At 36.4% G+C, this 26,393-nt stretch carries 26 protein-coding genes; 9 read left to right on the forward strand and 17 right to left on the reverse strand.

Translation table 11 applies throughout. The annotated features are described in order from the left end of the window. Positions 1 to 51 precede the first annotated feature (51 nt). Complete coding sequence (gene trpE / locus NSCAC_RS06230) at positions 52 to 1,533, forward strand: anthranilate synthase component I (protein ID WP_197743971.1); 1,482 nt, start codon at positions 52 to 54, stop codon at positions 1,531 to 1,533. Here trpE and NSCAC_RS06235 read toward each other — a convergent pair. Continuing rightward, entirely contained in the window at positions 1,530 to 2,762 is a 1,233-nt protein-coding gene (locus NSCAC_RS06235) for an MFS transporter (protein WP_232085902.1), read from the reverse strand. The two genes, trpE and NSCAC_RS06235, sit on opposite strands and share 4 nt — an antisense overlap. A gap of 94 nt (positions 2,763 to 2,856) precedes the next feature. Here NSCAC_RS06235 and NSCAC_RS06240 point away from each other — a divergent pair, with 94 nt between their 5' ends. Genes NSCAC_RS06240 through trpC form a run of 3 tightly spaced genes read left to right on the forward strand, consistent with a single transcriptional unit; the run spans position 2,857 to position 5,293 of the window. Further along, positions 2,857 to 3,444, forward strand: coding sequence for an anthranilate synthase component II (locus NSCAC_RS06240; protein WP_197743972.1), 588 nt, complete (start codon positions 2,857 to 2,859; stop codon positions 3,442 to 3,444). Between the two features lie 14 nt (positions 3,445 to 3,458). Beyond that, positions 3,459 to 4,484, forward strand: a complete 1,026-nt coding sequence (gene trpD, locus NSCAC_RS06245; RefSeq protein WP_197743973.1) for an anthranilate phosphoribosyltransferase — start codon at positions 3,459 to 3,461, stop codon at positions 4,482 to 4,484. A 5-nt stretch (positions 4,485 to 4,489) separates the two neighbouring features. Next, positions 4,490 to 5,293 (forward strand): indole-3-glycerol phosphate synthase TrpC, encoded by an 804-nt coding sequence (trpC, locus tag NSCAC_RS06250; protein ID WP_197743974.1) that lies wholly within the window; start codon positions 4,490 to 4,492, stop codon positions 5,291 to 5,293. Between the two features lie 11 nt (positions 5,294 to 5,304). Here trpC and NSCAC_RS06255 read toward each other — a convergent pair whose 3' ends face one another. The 6 genes from NSCAC_RS06255 to NSCAC_RS06280 all read right to left on the reverse strand — a co-directional run bounded on the left by NSCAC_RS06255 (position 5,305) and on the right by NSCAC_RS06280 (position 10,020). Further along, a complete protein-coding gene (locus tag NSCAC_RS06255) occupies positions 5,305 to 5,745 on the reverse strand; it encodes a hypothetical protein (RefSeq protein WP_197743975.1) in 441 nt (146 codons plus the stop codon). 35 nt (positions 5,746 to 5,780) lie between these two features. Then, positions 5,781 to 6,302 carry a hypothetical protein gene (locus tag NSCAC_RS06260; RefSeq protein WP_197743976.1) on the reverse strand — a complete coding sequence of 174 codons (522 nt, stop codon included), beginning with the start codon at positions 6,300 to 6,302 and terminating at the stop codon, positions 5,781 to 5,783. Positions 6,303 to 6,325: 23 nt separating this feature from the next. Beyond that, positions 6,326 to 6,859 (reverse strand): hypothetical protein, encoded by a 534-nt coding sequence (locus tag NSCAC_RS06265; protein WP_197743977.1) that lies wholly within the window; start codon positions 6,857 to 6,859, stop codon positions 6,326 to 6,328. 173 nt (positions 6,860 to 7,032) lie between these two features. Beyond that, complete coding sequence (locus tag NSCAC_RS06270; RefSeq protein ID WP_197743978.1) at positions 7,033 to 8,289, reverse strand: methane monooxygenase/ammonia monooxygenase subunit B; 1,257 nt, start codon at positions 8,287 to 8,289, stop codon at positions 7,033 to 7,035. Between the two features lie 53 nt (positions 8,290 to 8,342). Next, entirely contained in the window at positions 8,343 to 9,104 is a 762-nt protein-coding gene (locus tag NSCAC_RS06275; protein ID WP_197743979.1) for a methane monooxygenase/ammonia monooxygenase subunit A, read from the reverse strand. A gap of 127 nt (positions 9,105 to 9,231) precedes the next feature. Further along, on the reverse strand, positions 9,232 to 10,020 hold the full coding sequence (locus NSCAC_RS06280) for a methane monooxygenase/ammonia monooxygenase subunit C (RefSeq protein ID WP_197743980.1): 789 nt from the start codon (positions 10,018 to 10,020) through the stop codon (positions 9,232 to 9,234). A gap of 279 nt (positions 10,021 to 10,299) precedes the next feature. On the opposite strand from NSCAC_RS06280, the gene serB reads away from it, so the two are divergent. Then, positions 10,300 to 11,139, forward strand: coding sequence for a phosphoserine phosphatase SerB (serB, locus tag NSCAC_RS06285; RefSeq protein WP_197743981.1), 840 nt, complete (start codon positions 10,300 to 10,302; stop codon positions 11,137 to 11,139). Between the two features lie 433 nt (positions 11,140 to 11,572). Here serB and rimI read toward each other — a convergent pair whose 3' ends face one another. The 7 genes from rimI to ilvB form a co-directional block, all read right to left on the reverse strand. After that, on the reverse strand, positions 11,573 to 12,028 hold the full coding sequence (gene rimI, locus NSCAC_RS06290) for a ribosomal protein S18-alanine N-acetyltransferase (protein ID WP_232085903.1): 456 nt from the start codon (positions 12,026 to 12,028) through the stop codon (positions 11,573 to 11,575). A gap of 40 nt (positions 12,029 to 12,068) precedes the next feature. Then, complete coding sequence (locus NSCAC_RS06295) at positions 12,069 to 12,755, reverse strand: uracil-DNA glycosylase (protein ID WP_197743982.1); 687 nt, start codon at positions 12,753 to 12,755, stop codon at positions 12,069 to 12,071. Between the two features lie 9 nt (positions 12,756 to 12,764). Further along, positions 12,765 to 14,297, reverse strand: coding sequence for a 2-isopropylmalate synthase (locus tag NSCAC_RS06300; protein WP_197743983.1), 1,533 nt, complete (start codon positions 14,295 to 14,297; stop codon positions 12,765 to 12,767). Positions 14,298 to 14,426: 129 nt separating this feature from the next. Beyond that, positions 14,427 to 15,182 (reverse strand): CDP-diacylglycerol--serine O-phosphatidyltransferase, encoded by a 756-nt coding sequence (gene pssA, locus NSCAC_RS06305; protein WP_197745328.1) that lies wholly within the window; start codon positions 15,180 to 15,182, stop codon positions 14,427 to 14,429. A 43-nt stretch (positions 15,183 to 15,225) separates the two neighbouring features. Further along, positions 15,226 to 16,242: a ketol-acid reductoisomerase gene (ilvC, locus tag NSCAC_RS06310; protein WP_197743984.1), complete on the reverse strand. Its 1,017-nt coding sequence runs from the start codon at positions 16,240 to 16,242 to the stop codon at positions 15,226 to 15,228. Positions 16,243 to 16,302: 60 nt separating this feature from the next. Then, complete coding sequence (ilvN, locus tag NSCAC_RS06315; protein ID WP_197743985.1) at positions 16,303 to 16,797, reverse strand: acetolactate synthase small subunit; 495 nt, start codon at positions 16,795 to 16,797, stop codon at positions 16,303 to 16,305. A 28-nt stretch (positions 16,798 to 16,825) separates the two neighbouring features. After that, positions 16,826 to 18,550: a biosynthetic-type acetolactate synthase large subunit gene (gene ilvB / locus NSCAC_RS06320; RefSeq protein WP_197743986.1), complete on the reverse strand. Its 1,725-nt coding sequence runs from the start codon at positions 18,548 to 18,550 to the stop codon at positions 16,826 to 16,828. A gap of 107 nt (positions 18,551 to 18,657) precedes the next feature. Between ilvB and pyrC the strand changes: the two genes are divergently transcribed. Beyond that, the gene (pyrC, locus tag NSCAC_RS06325; RefSeq protein WP_197745329.1) at positions 18,658 to 19,698 is read left to right on the forward strand and encodes a dihydroorotase; all 1,041 of its coding nucleotides are present in this window, start codon (positions 18,658 to 18,660) and stop codon (positions 19,696 to 19,698) included. Between the two features lie 19 nt (positions 19,699 to 19,717). Here the strand turns inward: pyrC and purC are convergent, their stop codons facing one another. The 3 genes from purC to dapA all read right to left on the reverse strand — a co-directional run bounded on the left by purC (position 19,718) and on the right by dapA (position 22,371). After that, on the reverse strand, positions 19,718 to 20,434 hold the full coding sequence (gene purC, locus NSCAC_RS06330; protein WP_197745330.1) for a phosphoribosylaminoimidazolesuccinocarboxamide synthase: 717 nt from the start codon (positions 20,432 to 20,434) through the stop codon (positions 19,718 to 19,720). An 11-nt stretch (positions 20,435 to 20,445) separates the two neighbouring features. Next, the gene (bamC, locus tag NSCAC_RS06335; RefSeq protein WP_197743987.1) at positions 20,446 to 21,429 is read right to left on the reverse strand and encodes an NlpB/DapX family lipoprotein; all 984 of its coding nucleotides are present in this window, start codon (positions 21,427 to 21,429) and stop codon (positions 20,446 to 20,448) included. Positions 21,430 to 21,492: 63 nt separating this feature from the next. Then, positions 21,493 to 22,371, reverse strand: a complete 879-nt coding sequence (dapA, locus tag NSCAC_RS06340) for a 4-hydroxy-tetrahydrodipicolinate synthase (protein WP_197745331.1) — start codon at positions 22,369 to 22,371, stop codon at positions 21,493 to 21,495. Positions 22,372 to 22,510: 139 nt separating this feature from the next. Between dapA and NSCAC_RS06345 the strand changes: the two genes are divergently transcribed. The 3 genes from NSCAC_RS06345 to NSCAC_RS06355 are packed head-to-tail and all read left to right on the forward strand — an operon-like array spanning position 22,511 to position 26,391. Continuing rightward, positions 22,511 to 23,044: a glycine cleavage system transcriptional repressor gene (locus NSCAC_RS06345; protein ID WP_197743988.1), complete on the forward strand. Its 534-nt coding sequence runs from the start codon at positions 22,511 to 22,513 to the stop codon at positions 23,042 to 23,044. A 9-nt stretch (positions 23,045 to 23,053) separates the two neighbouring features. Next, entirely contained in the window at positions 23,054 to 23,521 is a 468-nt protein-coding gene (locus NSCAC_RS06350; protein ID WP_197743989.1) for a peroxiredoxin, read from the forward strand. 38 nt (positions 23,522 to 23,559) lie between these two features. Next, positions 23,560 to 26,391, forward strand: coding sequence for a ribonucleoside-diphosphate reductase subunit alpha (locus NSCAC_RS06355; RefSeq protein ID WP_197743990.1), 2,832 nt, complete (start codon positions 23,560 to 23,562; stop codon positions 26,389 to 26,391). Positions 26,392 to 26,393: the final 2 nt, after the last annotated feature.

A 26,393-nucleotide genomic window follows, 5' to 3' on the forward strand; every position in this document is an offset into this window, starting at 1 on the left:
TTAATTAGTAAATCTGCTAAGAGATTGCTTAACCAATTTCACTACAAAATAATGGATGCTTCCTCTTTTAAACACCTTGTTTCTCAGGGTTATAATTATATCCCCCTTGTTCGGGAAGTATTGGCAGATTTAGATACGCCTTTAAGTATTTATCTTAAACTAGCTAAAGGTCCTTATTCATACTTATTGGAGTCTATGCATGGGAACGAGAAATGGAGTCGATACTCATTTATTGGTCTTCCTTGCCGTACAGTAATTAAAGTACAGCATTATAGTATTACGGTTGAGACCAGCCGGAAAATTGTAGAGACCTACGATACCCATGATCCCCTTACTTGGATAGAGAAGTTTAAACAACGATTCAAAGTACCAGAAATCAGTGGATTACCGAGATTTACGGGTGGGCTAGTAGGATATTTTGGTTACGATACAATTCGATATATTGAGCCTAAATTAGCCTATTGGAATAAATCTAATACACTAGAAACACCTGATATCTTTTTACTGCTTTCTGAAGAGCTTGTTATTTTTGATAATTTAAGTAATCAGCTTTACTTAATTGTATATGTTGATCCTGAAAATTATTCACAAGGGATGCAACGCTTGAGTGCATTAGAGAGTTATCTTCAAAAACCTCTTTCAGATAATTATTTACCTCAATCGGATTCTTCTATATCCACTCCTATGAGTGAGTATGATTTTGTTTCTGAATTTACGGAAGCTAGATTTAAAGAGGCTGTCGCAAAAGCTCGTCAATATATTATTGATGGAGATATGATGCAAGTAGTTTTATCTCAGCGACTTTCAGTCAATTTTACAGCACCGCCATTAAATTTGTATCGATCATTGCGGTATCTTAATCCTTCCCCATACATGTATTATTTTAATTTCGATGAATTTTATGTAGTTGGTTCATCTCCAGAAATACTAGTACGAGCAGAAGAAGGTAAAGTTTCAGTACGCCCTATCGCCGGAACTCGGCGAAGAGGAAAAGATGAAAGTGAGGATCTTGCTTTAGAGCAAGAATTAATGGCAGATCCCAAAGAGCTTGCCGAGCACCAAATGCTTATTGATTTAGGAAGAAATGATATAGGACGGATTGCAGAAGTAGCTAGCATCAAAGTGACTGAAAAAATGGCAATTGAGCGTTATTCCCATGTAATGCACATTGTTTCTAATGTGGTTGGGAAAATTAAAGCTGATTTCTCTACTATAGACGTGATACGTGCTACTTTTCCAGCTGGTACTGTCTCAGGTGCACCTAAAATTAGAGCAATGGAAGTAATTGACGAACTAGAGCCGACAAAGCGAGGAATTTATGCTGGTGCTGTAGGGTATTTAGCTTGGTCAGACAATATGGATATGGCAATTGCTATTCGTACAGGCGTGATTAAAAACAATACATTATACATTCAAGCAGGTGCTGGCATTGTCTATGACTCCATTCCACAGTATGAATGGAATGAAACAATGAATAAGGGGCGAGCTATGTTTCAAGCAGCTATATTAGCTAACCAATCTAATAAGCACTAAGCATTTCCTATAGTTTCTTGTATTTCTTCCACATCATCTTCACTTAATTCTTGTTGCTTAATATCTGGTAAAAATCCAGCGAATAACCCTAGTGCGGGAAGATAAGAGCAAACATGAAAAACAAAATCAATTCCTTTCAAATCAGCTAATCCACCCAAAGCTGCTGCGCCTAATCCACTAATACCAAAAGCAAAGCCAAAAAATATTCCGGAAATAGTTCCTATTCGGTGAGGAACAAGTTCTTGTCCATAAACTACAATAGCAGAGAAAGCTGATGAAATAATTAATCCAATTAATATTGTTAATACTTTAGTCCAATAGAGGCTAGCATAGGGCAAGATTAAAGTAAATGGGAGTACCCCCAAGATTGATATCCAAATAACCCACTTTCGACCAAATTTATCTCCTATTGGCCCTCCAATTAAAGTACCAACAGCTACGGAAGCAAGAAATATAAATAAGTATACTTGCGCCTCCTGCACTGAGATGTGAAATTTATGAATCATATAGAAAGTGTAGTAACTACTTAAGCTTACCGTATATAAAAATTTTGAAAACATGAGTACACAAAGTGCAGACAGTGCTATTTTTACCTGTTTAGGAGATACTAAAAAGGCAGTAGTATTTTTGTATTTTTGTTTTATGGTGCAATTATGTTTATACCAATGACCAATTTTCCATAAAATTGCCATTCCTAAAAGTGCAGCCAGAGAGAACCAACTCAGACTATCCTGCCCTCTAGGTAAAACAATGAAAGCAGCCAGTAATGGCCCTATCGCTGTACCTAGATTACCTCCTACTTGAAAAAGAGATTGGGCTAGTCCATGATGTCCTCCGGAGGCCATTCGAGCTACTCGAGAAGCATCTGGATGGAATACTGCTGATCCAAGGCCAATACAAGATGCACCGATTAAGAGAGATAGGTAGCTTGTAGAAGATGCAAGAAGCAATAATCCCAATAAAGTAGCACTCATTCCAGCAAATAAAATATAGGGTAAAGGCCGTTTATCTGTATAAAACCCAATTAAAGGCTGAAGGATAGATGCTGTTACCTGAAATGACATAGTAAGCATCCCAATTTGGCTAAAATTGAGGCAATAGTTCTCTTTTAGCATCGGGTAAATAGCGGCTAATAGGGATTGCATCATGTCATTTAGAAAGTGACAGAAACTAAGTCCTATCAGGATAACAAAAACTATCTGCTGAGTATCTTTGGTTTTTTGATTCAAAATAAATAATTCTAATTAAGAAAAACGTTTGTAGCATATATCTTTAGTTATAATATAATCTGTTACTATTTAGTATAGTAGTCTACTTATAACTATGTTGTTAATGATCGATAACTACGATTCTTTTACTTATAACCTAGTACAGTATTTAGGTGAACTAGGAGAAGAAGTAAAAGTTTTTCGCAATGATCAGATAAATACTGCTGATATTGAGCAAATATCTCCCACTCGTATTATTATTTCTCCTGGTCCTTGCACTCCAAATGAAGCAGGCGTTTCTTTGAATGTTATTCAGTATTTTGCTGGTAGAATCCCTATTCTTGGTGTTTGTTTAGGTCACCAATGTATTGGACAAGCTTTTGGGGGTAATATTATTCATGCAAAAACAATCATGCATGGTAAAACTTCACAAATTCATCATGCAGACAAAGGTGTGTTTTTAGGCCTCAGTAACCCGTTTGAAGCAACCCGGTATCATTCCTTAGTTATTGAACAGTCTAGTTTACCCTCATGTTTAGAAATTACTGCCTGGACCCAAACAAACAATGGAAATATAGAGGAAATCATGGGAGTAAGGCATAAATATCTTCCCATTGAAGGAGTGCAATTCCATCCTGAATCAATCCTTACTCAGTATGGTCACGACTTGCTCTTAAATTTTCTTAAGCAAAGCACGATCTAAATTAAATTTATAAAATGGATATACAAAGTGCACTTAAGAAGATTGCCTCAGGAAATCATCTGTCTTATGAAGAAATGATATCTGCTATGAATTTCATCATGTCAGGACAGGCAACTCAAGCACAGATAAGCGCCCTACTTACTGGCCTTCATATGAAGGGAGAAACTATTGAAGAAATAGCGGGTGCTGTTACTGCAATCCGTAGATTTTCTATACCTATTCAGATTAATAGTCCCTATCTCATAGATACTTGTGGTACAGGTGGAGATCATGCTAATACTTTTAATATCTCAACGGCAGGTATTTTCGTAGTAGCAGCAGCAGGTGCTCAAGTAATAAAGCATGGTAATCGCTCTTCCTCTAGCAAATGCGGAAGCGCCGATGTTCTTGAAGCAATGGGTGTTAGAATTGATCTTTCCCCAAATGAGGTTATCTCTTATATACAAAGAACTGGGATTGGATTTATATTTGCCCCTCTCTATCATAGTGCAATGAAACATTGTGCAGCAGTAAGAAAAGAAATAGGTATTCGTACTTTATTTAACCTCATCGGACCACTTATAAATCCAGCAAATCCACCCAATCAGGTGATTGGCGTTTTTAATAAAAAATGGCTTGATATTTTTACCCAGGTACTAAAACGGTTAGGAAGTCACCATATACTAATAGTACACGCTGAAGATGGATTAGATGAAATTAGTATAAGTGCTCCTACCTATGTTACTGAATTGAAAAATAATACTATTAGAAATTACACTATTACCCCAGAGCAGTTTAGTTTCAAGAGAGCCTCTATTGACAAACTAACTGTTCAGAATACACAAGAAAGTGTAGCTATTATAAAATCGGTATTAGCTAACCAACCCAGTACAGCCCGTGATATTGTAGCTTTAAATGCAGGAGCAGCCATTTACGCAGCTAATTTAGCTTCTTCCTTAAAAGAAGGTATTGAAAAAGCGTTACAAATAATCTCATCGGGTAAAGCTCAAAAAAAATTTGATGATTTTATTAAATATACTAATGATATTTATCCTAGGTAGTCTAAATGAGTAGTCATACACCAAATATTCTAAAAAAAATCTTATGGCGAAAAGCGGAAGAGATAACAGAGCGTGCTGAAAAAATCTCTATGAGAGAATTAAGCCGAAAAATAGAACATGTACCTTCAGCTCGAGGATTTAAAGCAGCAATAAAGCAAAAATTAGATACTAATCAAACAGCAATTATTGCAGAAATTAAAAAAGCATCACCAAGCAAAGGAGTATTACGAAGTAATTTCTCTCCTAATCTTATTGCTCAAAGCTATGAAAAATGGGGTGCTACTTGTTTATCGGTATTAACCGATCATGATTTTTTTCAAGGAAGTGAAGAATACCTTTGCCTCGCTCGAGAGGCTTGTCAACTTCCTATCTTAAGGAAAGACTTTATTATAGATCCCTATCAAGTATATGAATCTAGAGTAATAGGTGCCGATTGTATCTTACTAATAGTGGCTGCTTTAGGAGATGCACTTATGAAAGAGTTAAGTCAGCTTGCTGAACACCTAGGTATGGATGTGCTTGTTGAAGTACATAACCATGAAGAACTTGAACGTGCACTAGAGCTAAATCCTAAAATGATAGGTATTAATAATCGTAATCTGGTTAATTTTGAAACTAAGCTAGTAACTACGATTAACCTAAAACCTATGATCCCAGATCATTGCTTAGTTGTTTCTGAGAGTGGTATTTATTCTCGTAATGATATTGAGAAATTAAACCAAGTTGGAGTAGATGCTTTTCTTATTGGTGAATTTTTTATGGTAGCTGAAAATCCAGGATTAGCACTTATGGAGTTACTTCAAACCTAATTAAGGTTCTTCTATTTCAGAGTATTTGATCGGGATAGTTGCCAAACATATATACATACTAAAATTAGTACAGCCGAAACAACTAACCCACCTATATCTGTTGAGCTAAAAACCTTTGCGATGGATCCTTCATGAATTGCAGTAAAGCTAATTTTTATCAATGTAGCCACCAACGCAGCTAAGAAAAAGTATAATGACTTTTTACGATGTAAATATAGCAGCATAGCAGCAATAAAAATAAAAGCATTTACTACAAATGTTAAGCTAATATCTTGCCATAGAATATGATCTACCATACCTTGCTGCTCTATAGCAGAAGATTTTTGCATACCAATAAGCATAAAAAAATAATTCATCAAAGATGCACTGGAGACAATAGCAAGAAAAATCGATACAATGATTACCCCTATATTATAATTTCCTGGTCGTCTATGAGAGTCATTTACATCCATAACTGCGTCCTTTATTAAATCCCTTATAACACTTCTTATTCTTTTTTAAGAAATATTAAAGTTTCTGGCTTATCAAAAAAACCATTATAATCTCCGTCCATATTATAATCTTCCTTCAAGGTAAGTTTATTGCCTTCTAAAGAAGAAAATATCGCATGATCATTACTGCTAGGATGCATTCTTAATTGTGTCCATGTACCGCTATTTTTATTATATCTTCTATGGCCATAAATATCTGCTGTCCACTGCATATAACCTTCTGTCATAGAAGATCTACCATTTTCTCGAGATACTTCTATCCAGTCGTAAATAACAGAAGAATCATCTTCTGCTACTAACTTTTTATACCATGAATATTGATAGGAATCTTCTGATAAGGTGAGTAAAATTCTATTTTTTATTATTTGATTGCTACTACCCTTTATTTCAAAAGTAGATTCCCATATACCTGCCAGATCATACTTTATAGTTTTAGAATCCTCGGAGGATGGCTGGCAGGCTACTAGGAGCGTTAAGAATAACGCATGTATCGGCGGCAGTAGAAGAAAATTCTTCACAAGAAAATAACTATACTAGTTTTTTATGTAACAGGCATCATTTTTCTCTTCCGCTCTTCATACCAAAAGATAGAGCCGATAAAAATAGCACAAAATATCCCAGAGATAATCCAAGCCTTGGTATGTAACCCTTTTCCCACATGGAGCTCCATTTCATGATCATGCTGATGATCACCATCATGCAACGTTACTCTAACCTTATAAATTCCTGTTTCTAAAGTGGGAAAAAGATTTATTACCCCACGGGGATATTTCTCTGCAGATCTTTCTGCAACAACTTTACCTTCCGGATCAAGTAATTGAACAGCAATTTTATGTTGCCGTAATTCTTCTCCTTCTAAATCAAAAACCAATACTGCATTACCTGTCATAGGTAATTCATGGCACATTGGCTCATTACCAACAGTTTCCGGCTCGTAAGCTGAGAAATGTACCTTAAAATCATCAATAAGCATAGCGCATCTATCTGTATCCATACCACCGCCACCATGAGCAAATGCAGGTGTATGACCTAATAAGATTAATGCTGCAAAATAGCTAAAAAGTATCTTCTTCACCGAATAACCTCCTTTTTAGTCTTTATTTATTAGCGCAATATGTCCACTGTTAAATAAATAAGCGAGCCAGTCTTCTAACATTATCATTTAGAAGCTGGCTCGCCTTAAGAAAACCTTCTGTAAATACAATTAATAATTATTTAATTTATCTACAAAATGTCTTCTATTACTAATTAAGCGAAGCTTGGGATCAATGGTGAACCAACTTCGACTGGGATTTTTCTTCCCTCTGGATCTACAAAAAATAACAGACCACCAAACCGGCTGTCTGGGTCATAAATAACATCAGAAAGTCGTTGTACTTCCCAAGCAGCATCGGTGCCTACAACTTCAACAATTACTGTTTCACCAGGGGCAATATCTTGTTGGCTAACTTCTAAACCTTCTGGAGCAAGCAATTCTTCTGGATAACCAGTATCATCTACAATTACATTAGGGTTTAAGAAGCGTACTCCCCCTGTGTCAAACTCACCAATTGACATTACTTTATCTGTATGATTGGTAACTTCTACTTTAAACTTAATCGTTCTTCCAGGTACACGATAGCCTGCAGTCGTAATTTTTGCAGTGATTGGATCCTTACCATAACGAGGAGGTAATGGCTTAATATCCTGGAGTAATCCAGATTGCAACGGAATAGTGATTGGAAACTCAGACTCTGTAGACTGGAATCCATACATGATTACAACAAGCGTACCTACTAAGAGCGCGGTTGCAGCTTTGGTATCTGTAGCGGTAAAAAGCTCATTGTCAGGTACTCCATCTTCCATCTTCATATGGCGTACTAAAAAGAGCGGACGACGTGCCCAATAGAAAATCCAACCAATACCAATAAGATACCAGAACCCATGCCAGCCAATAACTTTACTCATCCCAGTATCTTCTAGATCTAGAGTTCTTCCAGTAAGAGTTGTAATTTCATCTTTGAAATTAGCTTCGTTACCAGTTATTGTAACCCATTTTCCAGGACCAATAAGAGGACCACCACCTTGGATATTCATCATGGCATGAACATGCCAGTTACCAACGCGGCGAGCTTTTAGCTCTACTAGAAAACTATAATCTCCGCCTAATTCAAGACCTACAGAACGAGGAACAAAGATATCGTTAATATAAGATCCAGTCCGAATAAAAACAGGTCCAGGCTGACCAATATTTAAAAAAGACACTCTAGGTAAATCGACCGCTTCTGGCCACTCGCTAAAAGTGTGAAACTTTCCAGAAAGCGTATAGTTTTGACCTATTTCAACTGTATCTTTAGACCATTTTAAATCATACCAGTGGATTGTCCGCATCCGGAGGAATGCAGCTTGGGATCTTTCACCATGAGCCGCTGCAATTGGTACATAAAAAGATCCTGCTAACATCGCTGCAGCAGTACCCATTAGTAGCCATTTTTTCGTTTGATTTATTACATCTGTACCTTTCATATTCGCTACTCTCCTAGTTAGCTTTTGATTATGTTGTCCTTTTAAGCTTTGACTTAGATACTATCAGTATAATAGCTTCTGCTGAACCAACGACCCGCCATATACCAGCCAAAATACATACAGATAGACACAAATCCGGAGAAGAAAGCAGATACAGGGACTACGTCTTCACCAAAAGATCTTAGCGTACCTTTTTCAACCATACGGATATACTCAGGATTACCAGTACGAACATAATGGAAGCCCATAACGTCTGCTACAGACATGACCAGTCCGTTTACATCAACAGGCTCATGGAACTGCCCAATAATAGGCCAATTAGCTGGGTACATTAGTAGTCCATAACTCATTCCACCAACTACTGCTGCTAGGGCAAAACTTTTAGTAAGTGCTAATGCAGCATCTAAAATTAGAGCCATTGGCAGTAATACGGTAGGTTGCACAAAGTGAACTGGGAAATAAGTGAATAAATGGAAATTAAAATAGCGATTAATCCATTCAGCTGCTATTAACCCTAAGGTTACAAAAGTAGCACCGAAAGGAAGACGGAATTTCTCCCACATAAAAGCCTGCATAGCGGCAGGATAGCAAACTGCTACAATTGGAGCGATAGTTACCCAGAAGCGGCGATCTTTCCAGTCAAGCCAGAAATCCCAGTCTCCGGCTAAAAGCATATAATGTACGTGAAATGAAGCCAGAAAGATAAAAAAGAAAGCACCTAACCACAAAAAATCCATGGTTCTGGAGACTTTAGCAGCTTCCTCTGGCGAGTATACTGCAGATCCTACTCCAGTTCCTACTCTTCCTGTTGCCATTTTTAAACTCTCCTATAAATTAAATTTCATTTTTAACGAAAAGCGGTCGCGATCTTAAAATCAATTTAGCAAGACTGCGACCGCTATAAATTAAGTCCTTAACTTAATGACTTATTATTTTCGTATCTTAGCGAGCATACTCTTCACTTTGTGAAAGTTCTCTACCAATAAGCTCACGAACACGTGGTAGTACTTGCGTAACTACACCAAACATGGCAAGAATAAACCAAGCAAAGAATACAAATCCCCAGTGTAATGGCGCTACAAAGAGTTCTTCCATAAACCAGAAGGTATGACCCCACTCATTTAGTCCTACATTTGGAAAAATCATGAAAGGACCAAGAATAAGCATTAAATAAGATACGGACCAACCTTTGGAAAGGTTGAAATAAGGAATACGAGTTACTGCATAAGCATAAGATCCTAAACCAAACATAACATAGATAGGATAGCTCATGTAGAATTCAAGGATATGACTTGGAGTGAAATCAGTATCACGAATAACGGTTTGATGCCAAGCACCATCTTGCTCAGTGAAGAAGCTAGCACCCCAAAACAAACCAACACCATAAATTGCCCACCAACAAAATAGGGAGCAGTAACGACGTAATTCTTCACGAGGATGAACGCTATCTGGATCACGCTCACGAGTCTTCCACATATAGGTGATTAACGCACCAGTACCGATCGCTTCAATGGTAAGCTCAGCATAGAGCAAGTTCATCCAATATTTATCAAATGCTGGATCAAATGAATCTAGTCCAAATTCCCAACCAGCCCATCCTTCATAAAGACGCACACAAATGTAAAAAGCAAAGATAGCAGCGATAGCAAGCCACATATTCCCCATAGGAAATAAAGCAGCTTCTTGATCTACTACTGCACCTCGTGCTACAGCTCTACTAGTTGCAGCCATGATGATATAACCTCCTATTCGACTGAACTGTATTTTAGTAAGTTGATTAGCAGTTATAAAATTACCTACTAACCCCTTACCCCTCTTATCTTCCTTAATCTAGGTATATCAGACTCCTAGCAGGAAGTATACAAAACTCTCTGTATAGAGCAGTGTAGCACCACAGCAATAGGAGTCAAGATATCTAAAGTATAAACTTTATATCCTATTGAAAATATACTATTATTTAGTAAAAACTTGTATTTTTATACTCTTTATAAGAGAAAAATCTCACTAAATATGACTAAAATTATTTTACAGGGAACAAAGCTTACTTTGGATTCTGCACAACAAATAGCGGAAAAATACGGTATGGCACTCAATGTTAAAAGTAGCTATTACCAATTACATAAAAATACACAAGTACTGAATTTTAACAGTGATAGCTTAAATGATCTGAGGGCTACCTATCCTTTTGATATTAACTTACTTCCAGATAGCTATTATCCTAGTCAAGTCAAGCTTTTTATTTCTGATATGGATTCTACGCTCATCAATGTAGAGTGCATTGATGAGATTGCTGATTATATTGAAAAAAAAACTGAAGTAAGTAAAATTACAGAATCAGCAATGAGAGGAGAGCTGGATTTTAAGAACTCTTTAATTCAACGTGTTAGATTATTAGCCGGAATTTCTGAGAATACCCTTAAAGAAATATATGAAACCAAAATTAATCTCAATTCTGGTGGTAAAGAGCTACTATCTGTTCTAAAACAAAAAAATATCAAGATGGCTCTAGTTTCCGGAGGATTTACTTATTTTACTGATCTGCTAAAACAAAAATATGGCTTGGATTTTACTCTAGCAAATACCTTAGAAATCCAAAATGGTAAATTAACTGGAGAAGTAATTCCTCCTATTGTAGATGCGAGTGCTAAAGCTCAATTTCTACTTTCTTTATGTAAAGAACTTCAAATAAAAACTAATCAAGTCATCGCAATCGGAGATGGAGCAAATGATTTAGAAATGCTAAGAACAGCAGGTCTAGGAATTGCTTATCATGCTAAGGAGAAAGTGCAAAAAGGTGCACAGATTGTGCTAAACCATAGCAATTTAAATGGAGTAATACCTTTTTTATAAGTTATTAGAACTCAAATTCAGAAAGTAAAAATAATTAAGGAAGTACACTACTAGCAAATTATAAGGCTTTGCTTATTTATGTACTTCCTAAATCATATAAAGTAGCCTAATTAATGAAATTAATCTTTCATTAACCATTGAACAAAATAGTAAGCACCTACAACAACGGCTACTGTAACAACTAAACCAATAGGAGTAAACATCATATTGGTTACTTTCAAGATTGCACCCATTATTCGTCTCCTTTTATATAAATTCTATATAGCACTTTTTTAGTTATCGATAAAATATCAGATAACTCTTAACTCTCAAAAGTTATAAGGGTATAGCAAATTATTTTTTTAAACAAGCTATCTTTAAGAATTTATCTATCTCCCTGAATACAGAAGGGAGAAGTAGAATATATAATAATATGATTTTATTTAAATTTTCTTTATAAAGATAATCCAAGTAAAAATGCATCTTCTCGCCCTTTTCTACCAGGATAATACCCTTTTCTAATTCCTACCTCATTAAAACCAAATTTATAATATAAAGATAAAGCTCGATGATTAGAAGGACGTACTTCAAGAAAAACTATCTGAGCACCTAGCGTTTTAGATATCTTTAAAAGGTGTGCAAGTATATAGTGCCCGCATCCTTGGTGTTGATAATCTGGATGTACACAGATATTGAGTATATGAGCTTCTCCTACTTGTACAGAAGCAATACCATAGCCATATATTTTTTTATCCCGCTCATATACCCATGATTCATATCCAGCATATAAACAATCTACAAAAGTACGGTATGTCCATGGAAAAGCACAGGCAGTTTTTTCAATAGTAATTACGACATCTAAATCCTCATCTTGCATCGGTCTTGGAGAAAAACCACGTAATTTTTTCAAGAAATCCCTAAACAATGTAGTTACTCAAAATTAATACTAATTAGCGATCTAATTCTAATTTTTTAAAGGTATTTAATGCAAATTGTAAATCTTGCCAAGCATCTGCCTTTTTTAGAGGAGATCGTAGTAAATATGCAGGATGATAAGTAATAATTAATGGAATATCTATATTTGGATACCGATGAACTTGATTACGTAGCTTTCCCAGAGTTTCTGAAGTATTTAATAGATTTTGAGCAGCAACCCTTCCTAGAGCGAGGATAAGTAAAGGGTTCAATAAGGTAATTTGACTTTCAAGATAGGACTTACATTGCACTACCTCTTCAGGGGCAGGATCTCGATTATTTGGAGGGCGGCATTTTAAGATATTAGTGATATAAATTTGAGAGCGTTGTAATCCTAGAGCTTTAAACATCTCATTAAGAAGCTGCCCAGCACGACCCACAAAAGGCTCACCTTGCTTATCTTCATCAGCACCAGGGGCCTCTCCTATAATAAGCCACTTTGCTTTTTTATCTCCTGTACCAAAAACGGTTTGAATACGGGTTTTATGTAAAGGGCAAGCGGTACAATTACTTACCTTTAAGGCAAGTTCTTCCCATCCAATTTTCGAAGGACTTGTTTTTTCTATTTCCCTTCTCTCTGATTTTAAGGTGCTTAAAAATTCACGACGTTGCCAAAGGGTAATTCCCATGGCATTTAAGTAATGCAGATGGGATATCTTCATAAAAAATCATTATACTTGAGGGTGATTTCTACTAATAGAATTTAGCATTTTATTAAATGCATTTACATAGGCCTTTGCTGAAGCAATCACGATGTCTGTATCTGATCCTTGTCCATTAACAATACGACCATCTTTTTCTAGTCGAACTGTAACTTCTCCTTGAGAATCAGTACCACTCGTAATATTATTTACGGAATAAAGAGTGAGCTTTACTTCGTGCTTTAAAATAAAATCAATAGCCTTATAAGTGGCATCCACAGGTCCGCTACCTATAGATTCTGCTTGGAGTTCAACTCCATCTACACTTAAAATTACAGATGCTTTAGGTATTTCTCCAATCTCAGAGATTGTCCTTAGATATAATAATTTAAAACGCTCATTTTCTACTGTTAAATGGGTATCAGTAATCAACGCTTGAAGATCTTCATCATAGATTTCGTGCTTTTTATCAGCAAGCTCTTTGAATTTTTGAAATGTAGTGTTTAAATCCTCAGCCTTAAGATCAATCCCTAAATCATGAAGTCGTGATTTAAACGCATTGCGCCCAGAATGCTTACCTAGAACCATACGGTTTGTATGCCAGCCTACATCTTCTGCACGCATAATTTCATAAGTTTCCCGCTCTTTAAGCACACCATCTTGATGAATGCCAGATTCATGAGCAAAAGCATTAGCACCTACAATTGCTTTATTGGGCTGGACAGGAAATCCTGTAATTCCTGAAACTAAACGGGAAGTAGGCACAATTTGTGTTGTATCAATACAAGTATCACAAGAAAATAGATCTCTCCGAGTCCGCACTGCCATAGTAATTTCTTCAAGTGCAGCATTACCAGCCCTTTCTCCAAGACCATTAATGGTACATTCAACTTGGCGAGCGCCGTTTATTACAGCTGTCAAAGAATTAGCCACAGCTAAACCTAAATCATTGTGGCAATGTACAGAAAATATTGCTTTATCTGAATTGGGTACCCTCTCTATCAGGGTGCGAATGAGTTTTCCAAATTGATCCGGAAAATTATAGCCCACTGTATCAGGAATATTAATTGTATTTGCCCCTGCTTTAATCGCTGATTCAATAATCTGGCATAAAAAATCAATGTCTGACCTTCCAGCATCTTCAGGAGAAAATTCTATATTATCTGTATATTTTTTTGCTCTCTGGATAGCTCTAATCGCATAATCTAATACTTGATTAGAATCCATTCTGAGTTTAGCCTTCATGTGGATTGGCGAAGTAGCTATAAAAGTATGAATACGGGTTGAGTTTGATCCCGCTAAAGCTTCTCCTGCTCGATCAATATCCTCTTTTAATGCACGTGCTAATCCGCATACGGTACTTTCTTTGATAATATGAGCTACAGCACGTACTGCTTCAAAATCTCCTTGGCTAGCAGCAGGAAATCCTGCTTCAATTACATCTACTCTCATTCGCTCAAGAGCTTTTGCAATACGCAACTTCTCGTCCTGAGTCATAGAAGCACCCGGGCTTTGTTCTCCATCCCGTAAAGTAGTGTCAAAAATAATTAATCTGTTTTCCATAATAAATAAAATCCCCTACATTACTAATGTATATTAACTTAAAATTTAAAAGTGGCTTAATTAAATGTTAATAATTGAATGTTTGCCTTTAAACAGGCAATAATAGGAGAGTAAATAAATTCATGAAATTTATTTCTCATTAATATGAGATGAAGAAATAGGACGACGCTGTATTCTACGCCGACGAAGTTGTATTAAAGTAATAGATGGGCCGGATACAGAATATAGTAAAGCACAAATAAACAACACCTTAGGAGGATCAGTAGAAATTAAAATAAATATTAACACTACTGCTAAAATTGCTATAAAAGGCACTTGATCATAGTTATAGAAATTTTTAAAACTATAGTAGCGAATATTACTCACCATAAAGGTAGCTATAACTACAGTTAACACAAGTACTAAGATTCTAAGATCAGATCCCGGTATATCAAGATCAGTTGCCACCCATACTAACCCTACTAAGCAAGCCGCAGCAGCAGGGCTTGCAAGCCCTTGAAAATAACGCTTATCGATAGTCCCAACTTGGGTATTAAATCGTGCTAGTCGTAATGCCGTGCAAGCAGCATAAAGAAACGCTGCAGACCACCCTATTTTCCCCAGAGTATGCAGTGACCATTCATAAACAATAAGAGCAGGCCCCATACCGAAAGAAACCATATCTGATAGGCTATCATATTCAGCTCCAAAAGCACTTTCGGTATTAGTAATACGAGCTATCCTACCATCTACACCATCCATTAGCATAGCAATGAAAATAGCAACTGCTGCTGCTTCAAAACGACCATTTATAGCTGCAATGATTCCATAAAACCCTGCAAATAGTCCCGTTGTAGTAAATAAGTTAGGTAGAAGATAAATTCCTCTACGGCGTCGACCACCCATTTTCAATGGTGTAGAAGATTCTAAACTCACTAGATAATAAAAATTAATTTTTACTTTGATCTACAATTCTGTTTTTCCCGATCCATGGCATCATGGATCTTAACTTTTCTCCGACCTGCTCTATAAGATGTTCTTGCCCAAGTCGACGTTTTGCCTTAAGAGTAGGTGCCCCTGCTTGATTTTCTAAAATAAACTCACGGGCAAACTCTCCATTTTGAATTTGTTTAAGTATATGTCGCATTTGCTCTTTAGTACGATCATTAATAATTCTAGGCCCTCTCGTGAGATCCCCATATTCAGCAGTATTTGAAATAGAGTACCGCATATTCGCAATACCTCCTTCATACATTAGATCGACAATAAGCTTTAGCTCATGTAAACATTCAAAATAAGCCATCTCTGGCGCATAACCTGCTTCTACTAAAGTTTCAAACCCTGCTTGAACTAGTGCAGTTGCCCCTCCACAAAGTACAGCCTGTTCTCCAAAAAGATCAGTTTCCGTTTCTTCTTTAAAAGAAGTTTCTATAATTCCTGCTCTACCTCCTCCATTAGCAAGTGCATAGGATAGAGCGATATTCTTTGCTCTTCCGGATGAGTCTTGATGTATGGCTATTAAAGAGGGTACGCCACTTCCTTGAGTATAGGTAGATCTTACTAAATGCCCAGGACCTTTAGGGGCAATCATAATAACATCTAAATCAGGACGAGGCTCAATTTGCCTAAAATGAATATTAAATCCATGGGCAAAAGCAAGTGTAGCCCCCTGTTTTAAGTAAGGCTGTATACTTTGCTGATAGAGGCTAGGCTGATGCTCATCTGGTGCTAGTACCATAATCAAATCTGCACCTGAAACTGCTTTTTCAACGGAAAGTACTGATAGATTTGCATTTTCCGCTTTTATGACAGACTTAGATCCATCCCGCAAGCCAACAACCACATCTACCCCAGAATCTCTCAAATTATTTGCATGAGCATGTCCTTGAGAACCATAGCCTAAAATGGCTACCCGCATGTTTTGAATAAGAGATAAATCGCAGTCCTTGTCGTAATAGATGTTCATGGTTGCCTCACAGTAATATTTATTACTTACTTTATTTAGTATTTTTAGTTATTAAAAAAATCATGGTTGTAGTGCTTTTTTCCCTCGTGTAATACCTATTGCACCAGATCGAACAGTTTCAAGGATTTTAAATCCACTAAAAGCTTGAAGAAATGCATCTTGTTTGCTTACGCTACCGGTAAGCTCTATAGTATAAGTATTGTCAGTCACATCAATAATATTACCTCGAAAAATATCACTTAATTGTTTTGCCTCATTACGTTCAGTTGCTGAGGCAACCCATATCTTAAGTAACATTAATTCTCGCTCAATATGCGCTCCCTTATTTAGATCCTCTGCTATTACAACATCAATCAACTTATCTAACTGTTTTAATACTTGTGCTATTAATTTATCTGATCCAGAGGTGACCAGAGTCATTCGAGATAGAGAAGGATCTTCTGTTGGGGCTACTGATAAAGATTCAATATTATACCCACGAGCAGAAAATAAGCCTGCGACTCGAGATAAAGCCCCAGATTCATTTTCCATTAATAGGGAAATAATATGACGCATATTTCTATATATCCTATTGCTATAAGAATTACAGTGTATTACATTGGGAGCTTAAGTGCATTTCATGATGTCCCTTACCTGCGGCAATCATAGGATACACGTTCTCTGTTTGATCAGTGATAAAATCTAGAAATACTAAACGATCCTTGAGATCAAAAGCTTCTTTTAATGCTGCTTCTATATCACTTGGTTTTTCAACACGTATGCCTACGTGACCATAAGCTTCAGTAAGTTTTACAAAATCTGGGAGGGCATCTACATAAGAATGAGAATAGCGCCGATCATAGAAAAACTCCTGCCACTGACGGACCATACCCATATAGCGGTTGTTTAAGTTGATAATTTTTATAGGTAAATCATATTGCTTACAGGTTGAGAGTTCTTGGATGCACATTTGGATGCTTGCCTCTCCTGTTACGCAGGCAACTAGAGATTCTGGATATGCAAATTGGACTCCCATTGCTGCAGGTAATCCAAACCCCATTGTGCCTAACCCACCTGAATTGATCCAATGCCTTGGCTGATCAAACTTATAAAATTGAGCAACCCACATCTGATGTTGGCCTACATCAGATGCAACATAGGCAAATCTTTCTTTAGTTAATTCATAGAGTTTTTCAATAACGTATTGAGGCTTAATTAGCTCATTACTCTTTTGATATTGTAAACAGTTTATATTTTGCCACTGTTTAATTTGATTCCACCATTGGGATAGTACATTTTGATCCGGATTTTGACTAGTCCTCTTTAATATTTCAATGCACTGTTTAAGTACTACTTTAACATCTCCTATAATAGGAATATGAGCATGTATATTCTTTGATATACTTGAGGGGTCAATATCAATATGAATAACTTTAGCATAGGGGCAAAATTGATTAATATCGCCTGTTACTCGATCATCAAAACGTGCACCTATAGCAACTAGTACATCACATTCATGCATGCTCATGTTAGCTTCATAAGTTCCATGCATCCCCAACATTCCGATAAACTGAGAATTAGTAGCCGGATAAGCACCTAACCCCATAAGAGTACTAGTAATAGGGTAACCAAGTAGTCGAACAAATTCAGTAAGCTCACTGGCAGCATTACTAATTACTACCCCACCACCAGTATATATCATTGGTTTTTTTGCAGAGAGTAGCAAATTAATAGCTTCTTCTAGCCTATCGAATTGTTGAAGTGCCACTTTACGATAAGATCTTAGGTTAACTTGTTTAGGGTAGTGGTAAGGAATTTTAATATTAGGATCGGTAATATCTTTAGGTATATCTATCACTACAGGTCCTGGTCGACCACTTGTAGCAATATAAAAAGCCTTTTTAAAGATAGGAGCTATTTCTTCAATGCTTTTAACTAAAAAATTGTGCTTTACGCAAGGCCTTGTAACACCGACAGAATCTACTTCTTGGAAAGCATCACTACCAATAACTGATCTAGGTACTTGACCAGTGATTACTACTAATGGGCTAGAATCCATATAAGCAGTAGCAATACCAGTAATAGCATTCGTTGCTCCAGGACCAGAAGTAACGAGAACCACCCCTGCCTTACCAGTAGATCGGGCATAGCCATCCGCTGCATGAGCAGCCCCTTGTTCATGGCGAACTAAGACATGAGTAATATCTGGTTGCTGGTAAAGTGCATCATAAATATGAAGTACCGCCCCCCCTGGATACCCAAAAATGTACTCTACACCCTCGTCTTTTAGACATTGAACAAGAATTTCAGCCCCACTTAGGCAATTCACAACAAATTCCTCTTTAACTTTATTACTATAAACTCAGATTATACTGTACTTAAAAAGTATCCTACTAATCTAGGAAACATATAAACTCATACTAACAAAAAATTATGATAAATAGATTAATAATTACTCATCCCGATGATTGGCATTTACACTTACGAGATGGAAGTGTGTTAGTACATACTGTTTTTGATGCTTCTCAACGATTCGCTCGAGCTATCGTTATGCCTAACCTCAAACCACCTATAATAACAACCCAACAAGCACTAGCTTACCGAAATCGGATTCTCTCTGTATTACCTAAAGATAAAATATTTCAACCTTTAATGACTCTTTATCTTACTGATAATACCACAGCTAAGGAAATTATCAGTGCTAAAGATAGTGGTTATATATACGGTGTTAAATTATATCCTGCAGGTGTAACTACCAATGCTGATTCTGGCGTAACTAGCCTTACTAAACTCTATCCCATATTTGAGGTATTACAAAAGAAAAAACTTCCCTTATTACTTCATGGAGAGACTATTGATCCAAGCATTGATATTTTTGATCGAGAAAAAGTATTTATAGAACAAAATCTTATTCCTATACTTCATGATTTTCCAGAACTTAAGGTAGTGCTAGAGCATATTAGCACTCAAGAGGCAGTAGAGTTTATTAAAGCAATGCCGTCAAATATTGCGGCAACAATTACCCCACATCATTTATTGTTGAATAGAAATGCAATGTTATTAGGAGGAATTCAACCTCATCATTATTGCTTGCCTGTGCTTAAAAAAGAGAAGCATCGCCAGGCACTTATTGCTGCAGCTACCAGTGGTAGTCCAAAATTTTTCCTAGGTACAGATAGTGCACCTCATTCTAAAAGTAATAAAGAATCTGCTTGCGGTTGTGCTGGAATTTACAACAGCCATGCAGCTTTAGAGCTCTATGCTGAAATTTTTGAGGCAGCAGATTCTTTAAGTAAATTAGAGGGGTTTACTAGTTTTTATGGTCCAGATTTTTATGGATTGCCTAGAAATCAAGCTAAGATTACTTTGCTTAGATCTCCATGGAAAGTACCTAAAAACCTACCTTTTGGGGATCAAGTATTAATCCCCCTACAAGCTGGGCTAACAATCAATTGGTGTTTAGAAAAAAAACAATAGGTTAGTACGGTTATATACACTATAATAGTGTACCAATACGGCGAGCTACCTCTTCATAAGCTTCTATGAGTCCACCTAATCCATGGCGAAAGCGATCCTTATCTAATTTTTTTCGTGTTTCTATATCCCAAAGACGGCATCCATCCGGAGTAAATTCATCTCCTAATATTAATTGACCTTGATAATCCCCAAATTCTAATTTGTAATCTACTAATAGTAGGCCAGCATCTAAAAAGAGTTTTTTCAAAAAATCATTGACTCGAAAAGTATAGATTTTCATCTGCTCTACTTGATTTTTAGTAGCCCAGCCAAAAGTTTCAATATGATATTCATTAATCATAGGGTCATGAAGTGTATCATTTTTTAGAAAAAACTCAAAGATAGGCGGTTCTAGATCCTCCCCATCTTGCACACCTAGTCTTCGGCATAAACTTCCTGTTGCTATATTGCGCACTACACATTCAATAGGAAGCATTTCTAAATTTTTGACTAGAGATTCTTGAGGACCGATCAGTTTTTCAAAATGAGTAGGAATACCTACCTGATCTAGTTTTTCCATGATAAAAGCATTAAATTTATTATTTATCTCCCCTTTTTTACTAAACTGCTCTGTTTTCCCTCCATCAAACGCAGAGGTATCGTCACGAAAATGTAAAATTAACAGCTTAGAATCATTAGTGGTATAAACTGTTTTTGCTTTTCCTGAATAGAGTTTGATTTGTTTTGTATATTCCATCATTTTAATATTCACTCGCTTAATTGTTCGCCAATTAAAGATAGTAGGTGTTTTGATACTTGAGTCTCATCTTTATTTCCTTTTTTATCCAGAATAACGATCCGAGTGGAAGGTCCATCTGAAATTAATTTGATTTGGTACTGGTTTTGTTTACTTTTACTATCTTTCTTTTTCCAAAAAGCCAGTTTTGATCCTAGGGTTTTTTTCTTTTCCTTATCATCATCTAAGAAAGGATCATTGTAACGAATATAATAGATACCTCGGGATCTACTATGATCATCTACTGTAAACCCTTTACGATCTAAAATAAGCCCTACTTCTTCCCAAACGTGAGAGAAGTCTTTATCAACTTCTAAGACTGTACCTTGTTCAAGTACACTGACTTTCTGCTTAGATTGATAGTCACTTTCTTCCTCTTTAACTGCTAGATCTTGAGCATGAAGTACACCCAAGTAATCAGCGAGACTGCGAAATGCCGCTTCTTCCTGTTGAGGATTGATACTTTTGCCACGTTGCTTTAGGTGGATAATAGAGTGTTGTGGGACTTCTCCATGTTCTATCTGTACTCGATAATTATCTTGATTTGTATTACCAATAACATCCATAAAACCAATACGAATGTCTTCAGCTTTAATCTTAAAGTTATTCTCCAGCCAAAAGCCATGAATCCTACTCCATACTTGCTCTAAGCTTTCAGGGACTACTAGCTGTCGCTTCTTTCCCTCCCCCTCTATATAAGGTTTTTCATCCGATTTAATACCATATATTTCCCGTAAAGGATTAGTTGCTTGTTCTTTATATTCTAAATAAGTTGCCTTATTTGTACTGGTTTCTTTTATATCATCATGAATATTGTTGATACTTAGATTTGGTGGAATTTCAAGGGGGGGTAATGCCTTGGCTTCCCGATATTTTTTAGTATTATCCGGTACAATTTTATCTAATGCAGAAAAAGTACGGGCACAGCTGCTGAGGATAACTGTGGTTGCACACATCAGTATTATCCAGCCGTTTCGGCTCCAAAGCATAATTTATTATTACGATAGTAGTAGCTATTATCATGGCAAAGCCTGTGCTTGGCTTAAGGCCAGCTCAAGGAGTTGATGATATTGATTTGATAGATGGGTTAGCGGTAATCGAATTCCTAAATGAATTAGCTCCATTCTATGTAAAGCCCATTTTACTGGAATTGGGTTTGCTTCAAGAAATAGGGCTTTATATAAAGGGGTAAGTTGTTGGTTTATTTGTTTTGCTGCTACTTGGTTTTGATGTAGTGCAGCATCGCATAATTCATGCATCATTTTAGGAGCAACATTGGCAACAACAGAAATATTTCCCTTTCCACCTAATAAGATACATTCCATTGCTGTATTATCATCTCCACTATAGAGATCGATTTTCTCTCCACAGAGATCCAAAATCTTTTTTCCTCGACTAAGATCTCCCGTAGCTTCTTTTATACCAATAATGTTAGGGATATCAGCTAAACGAGCCACTGTTTCTGGTAATAAATCACACCCCGTTCTAGTTGGTACATTGTAGAGAATTTGAGGAATAGGAACTGCATCTGCAATAGCTTTAAAGTGTAAATAAAGCCCTTCTTGAGTAGGTCTATTATAGTAAGGTGTAACAAGTAGACATGCATCAGCACCTGCATCTAAAGCTGCTTGAGTAAGATCAATTGCTTCACTTGTGCAATTTGCTCCAGTACCTGCGATAATAGGTATTCGACCTCGTACTTGTTTAACAACTTCTTGGATAATTTTTATATGTTCTTTAATATCTAAAGTAGCAGACTCTCCTGTTGTACCCACTGCTACAATTGCATCTGTCTTATTTTCTAAGTGAAAGTCCACTAACCGAGATAAGTTTTCCCAATCTATCGCACCATTTGTATACATCGGGGTAACTAAAGCAACCATACTACCGTAAAGCATAATCATTCTTTAAAGACTAAGTTTAAATAATATTGCTTATGACTATTTTTCAGTAAAAAAATTCTCTTTTATTTACACTTGTATTTATACTGCACTGAATAATAAAGTAGATAAGCAAAGGGTTATAAATAAAAATACAATGGAGCAGTATTTAGTTATTTTAGCGATTGGAAAAAACCAGCCTAATCTTTTAAAAGAAGTAGGAAACACTATACTAAATAGTGGCTGTAATATTAAAGATAGCCGAGTAACGCTAATGGGCTCGGAATTTAGCATATCGCTCTTTGTTTCTGGTTCTTGGAATACAATTGCTAAGCTAGAGTCAATGCTTCCTATACTTAAACAAAAATTAGCACTCTCTATACTGACACAACGTACTCAACCTGATGCTGATCACAATTTTATCCATTATGTAGCAAAAATCACTGCAGCACTATATCAGCCCCATATTTTTCACGAGCTTGCTATTTTCTTTTTTGAACAAAATCTTTTAATTGAGGAAATGGATACCCACTGCTATCAGGGTTCAGGAGGTGTCACTTTATTTTCAGTAAGCATCATTATACACTTACCTACTCATTTATCTATTGCTACACTAAGAAATCAATTTTTAGATTTATGTGATAATTTAAATTTAGATGATGCTTTCTTAGAACCTATTCAAGGACGCTAATTACTTCTTATGTCTAAAATTACTGTTGGATTTGAAGTTCCTGATTTTGAAATTCTTTCAACCTCTAATAACTCTTTTAAACTCTCTCAATTCAAGGGTCAAAACATAGTGCTCTATTTCTACCCAAAGGATGATACACCAGGGTGTACTAGAGAGGGGCAAGATTTTCGAGATCTATCTGAAGAGTTTAAACGTACAAATACGCTTATTTTTGGCATTTCCAAAGACAGTATTCAATCCCATGAAATTTTTAAAACTCAGCAGCACTTTCCTTTTGATCTACTATCAGATGAGAACGAATCTATTTGTCAGTTATTTAATGTAATTAAGTCAAAAAATTATGGTAAGGATGCTAAAGGGATTGAGCGTAGTACTTTTCTCATAGATAAAAATGGGGTTTTATATAAAGAGTGGCGTCAAGTTAAAGTAGAAGGTCATGCAATGGAAGTACTAGATATAGCTAAAGCATTAGATTAGCCCTTCTTATAAGATAGTTAGAATTAGAATAAGTACACATGATACAAGAACGACAAAGCCCCCGCCCTCAATTCGAATCGATGCTAAACCAATACCAAGTCATTCGTCGCAATGGTAAAACAATAACTTTTGATCCTAATAAAATTGCTGCTGCTATCACTAAAGCATTCTTAGCAGTAGAGGAAGGTAGTGCTGAAACAAGCAAGAGAATTTCTCAAGTAGTAGATGAATTAACAAAGCAAGTCGTAGAAAGATGTATACAACGATTTGAAATGGGTAGAAATATCCATATTGAGGATATCCAAGATCAGGTAGAGCTTGCTTTGATGCGTGGAGAGCAATACAAGATAGCACGTGCCTATATGTTATATCGAGAAAAAAGAGCACAACTTAGAGCAAGAAAAGCAGCGAAAAAACAAATAGATGAAGCTTCATCAATTAATGTAGTACATATAGATGGTACGACTACCCCAATAGATAAAACTCAGCTTATCAAAGTTATAGAAGAGGCTTGCGAAGGTTTATCTGAAACTCAACCTCAAGCAATTCTCAATGAAACATTACGTAGTCTTTTTGATGGCATCTCCATAGAAAATGTAGCACGAGCAATGATTATGAGTGCACGCACTTTTATTGAAAAAGATCCTCAGTATAGCTACGTAGCTGCCCGTCTATTGCTTGATAATCTACGTAGAGAGACACTCTCTTTTATTTATAGAAGGGAAATTCAATGTACGCAACAAGAAATAGAACAACTCTACCCAGAATATTTTGCTTCGTATATTCAACGAGGGATTAAATTAAAGCTTATCGATCCTAAGTTGGGGCACTATGATTTGATACGCTTAGGCCAAGCAATAAAGGCTAGCCGAGATTTTCAATTTACTTACTTAGGATTACAAACACTTTACGATCGCTATTTTATCCATACTGAAGATACTCGGATTGAGCTGCCTCAAGCTTTTTTTATGCGAGTTGCTATGGGGCTTGCAATTAATGAAGATGAAAAAGAAGAATGGGCAATTCGTTTTTATCACCTACTCTCTTCCTTTGATTTTATGAGCAGTACACCTACTTTATTCAATTCAGGTACGATAAGACCTCAGCTTTCTTCTTGTTATGTAACTACTGTGCCCGATGATTTAGAAGGGATTTACAATGCAATGAAAGATAATGCCCTTCTTTCTAAATATGCAGGTGGTTTAGGCAATGATTGGACTTATGTTCGAGGTATGGGTGCCCATATTCAAGGTACTAATGGAAAATCCCAAGGTGTTGTGCCTTTTCTAAAGGTTGCTAATGATACTGCAGTTGCAGTCAATCAGGGAGGGAAGCGTAAAGGGGCTGTTTGTGCTTATTTAGAGGTATGGCATATTGATATTGAGGAATTCTTAGATCTACGAAAAAATACAGGAGATGATCGGCGCCGCACCCATGATATGAATACAGCATGTTGGGTACCTGATCTTTTTATGAGAAGAGTAATAGAGGATAGCCAGTGGACTTTATTTTCTCCTGATGAAACCCCTAACCTTCATGATCTAGTAGGCACTGATTTTGAACGCACTTATCTTGCCTATGAGAAGAAGACAGTAGAAAATCAGCTAAAAAATTTTAAAATAATTCCTGCTAAAACCCTATGGCGTAAAATGCTCTCCATGTTATTTGAGACTGGACACCCTTGGATTACCTTTAAGGACCCATGTAATATACGATCTCCTCAACAACATGTAGGTGTTATCCACTCATCTAACCTCTGTACTGAAATCACCCTAAATACCTCAAAAGAGGAGATTGCAGTATGCAATTTAGGCTCAGTTAACCTCCCTCAACATATCAATGAGTACGGTCTTGATCATGCTAAGCTGGAAAATACAGTTACCCTTGCTATGCGAATGCTAGATAATGTGATCGACTATAACTACTATGCAGTATCTACTGCTCAGCAAGCTAATCAACGGCATCGCCCAGTAGGATTAGGGATTATGGGGTTTCAAGATGCTCTATATAAACTCCGCTATTCTTATGCTTCTCAAGAAGCAGTGCAATTTGCGGATTATTCTATGGAATCGATTAGCTATTATGCAATTCAAGCCTCTAGTAACCTAGCGGAGGAGCGAGGAAGTTATTCTACTTTTTCAGGATCTCTATGGAGTAAAGGAATTCTCCCTATAGACTCTATTAACCTCTTAGCAAAGAGTCGTAATGGTTATTTGCAACAAAATCAAGGGAAAACCCTAGATTGGGAGAATCTTCGAAATCAAGTGAAAACAGTAGGTATACGTAATTCAAACTGTATGGCAATTGCACCTACTGCAACTATTTCTAATATCTGTGGTGTAAGCCAATCAATTGAACCTACTTACCAGAATTTATTTGTCAAATCTAATCTTTCTGGAGAATTTACAATTATAAATCCTTATCTAGTTAAGGATTTAAAAAATAAAAACCTTTGGGATGAAATTATGGTAAATGATTTGAAATACTTCGATGGTAGTGTACAAGCTATCGATAGAATACCTGAAGATATTAAAAAATTATATCTTACTGTTTTTGAAATAAATCCACATTGGTTAATTGAAGCTGCTTCTAGACGGCAAAAGTGGATTGATCAAGCACAAAGTCTCAACCTTTACGTTGCAAATCCTAGTGGTAAGAAACTTGACAGTCTTTATAAATTTGCTTGGCAACAAGGGTTAAAAACTACTTATTATTTAAGATCTATAGGTGCTACCCATGTTGAAAAAAGCACGATTAAACTAAATCAAACAAGTAAACTCAACGCAGTTCAATCTAACTATAGTGTAGATATACAGAAGCAGGAGCAAGCCTGCTCTGTTATGGATTCTGATTGTGAGTCCTGCCAATAGCT

Origin of the sequence: Candidatus Nitrosacidococcus tergens (assembly GCF_902810445.1) — a bacterium.
In the GTDB taxonomy this organism is placed as follows: Bacteria; Pseudomonadota; Gammaproteobacteria; order Nitrosococcales; family Nitrosococcaceae; genus Nitrosacidococcus; species Nitrosacidococcus tergens.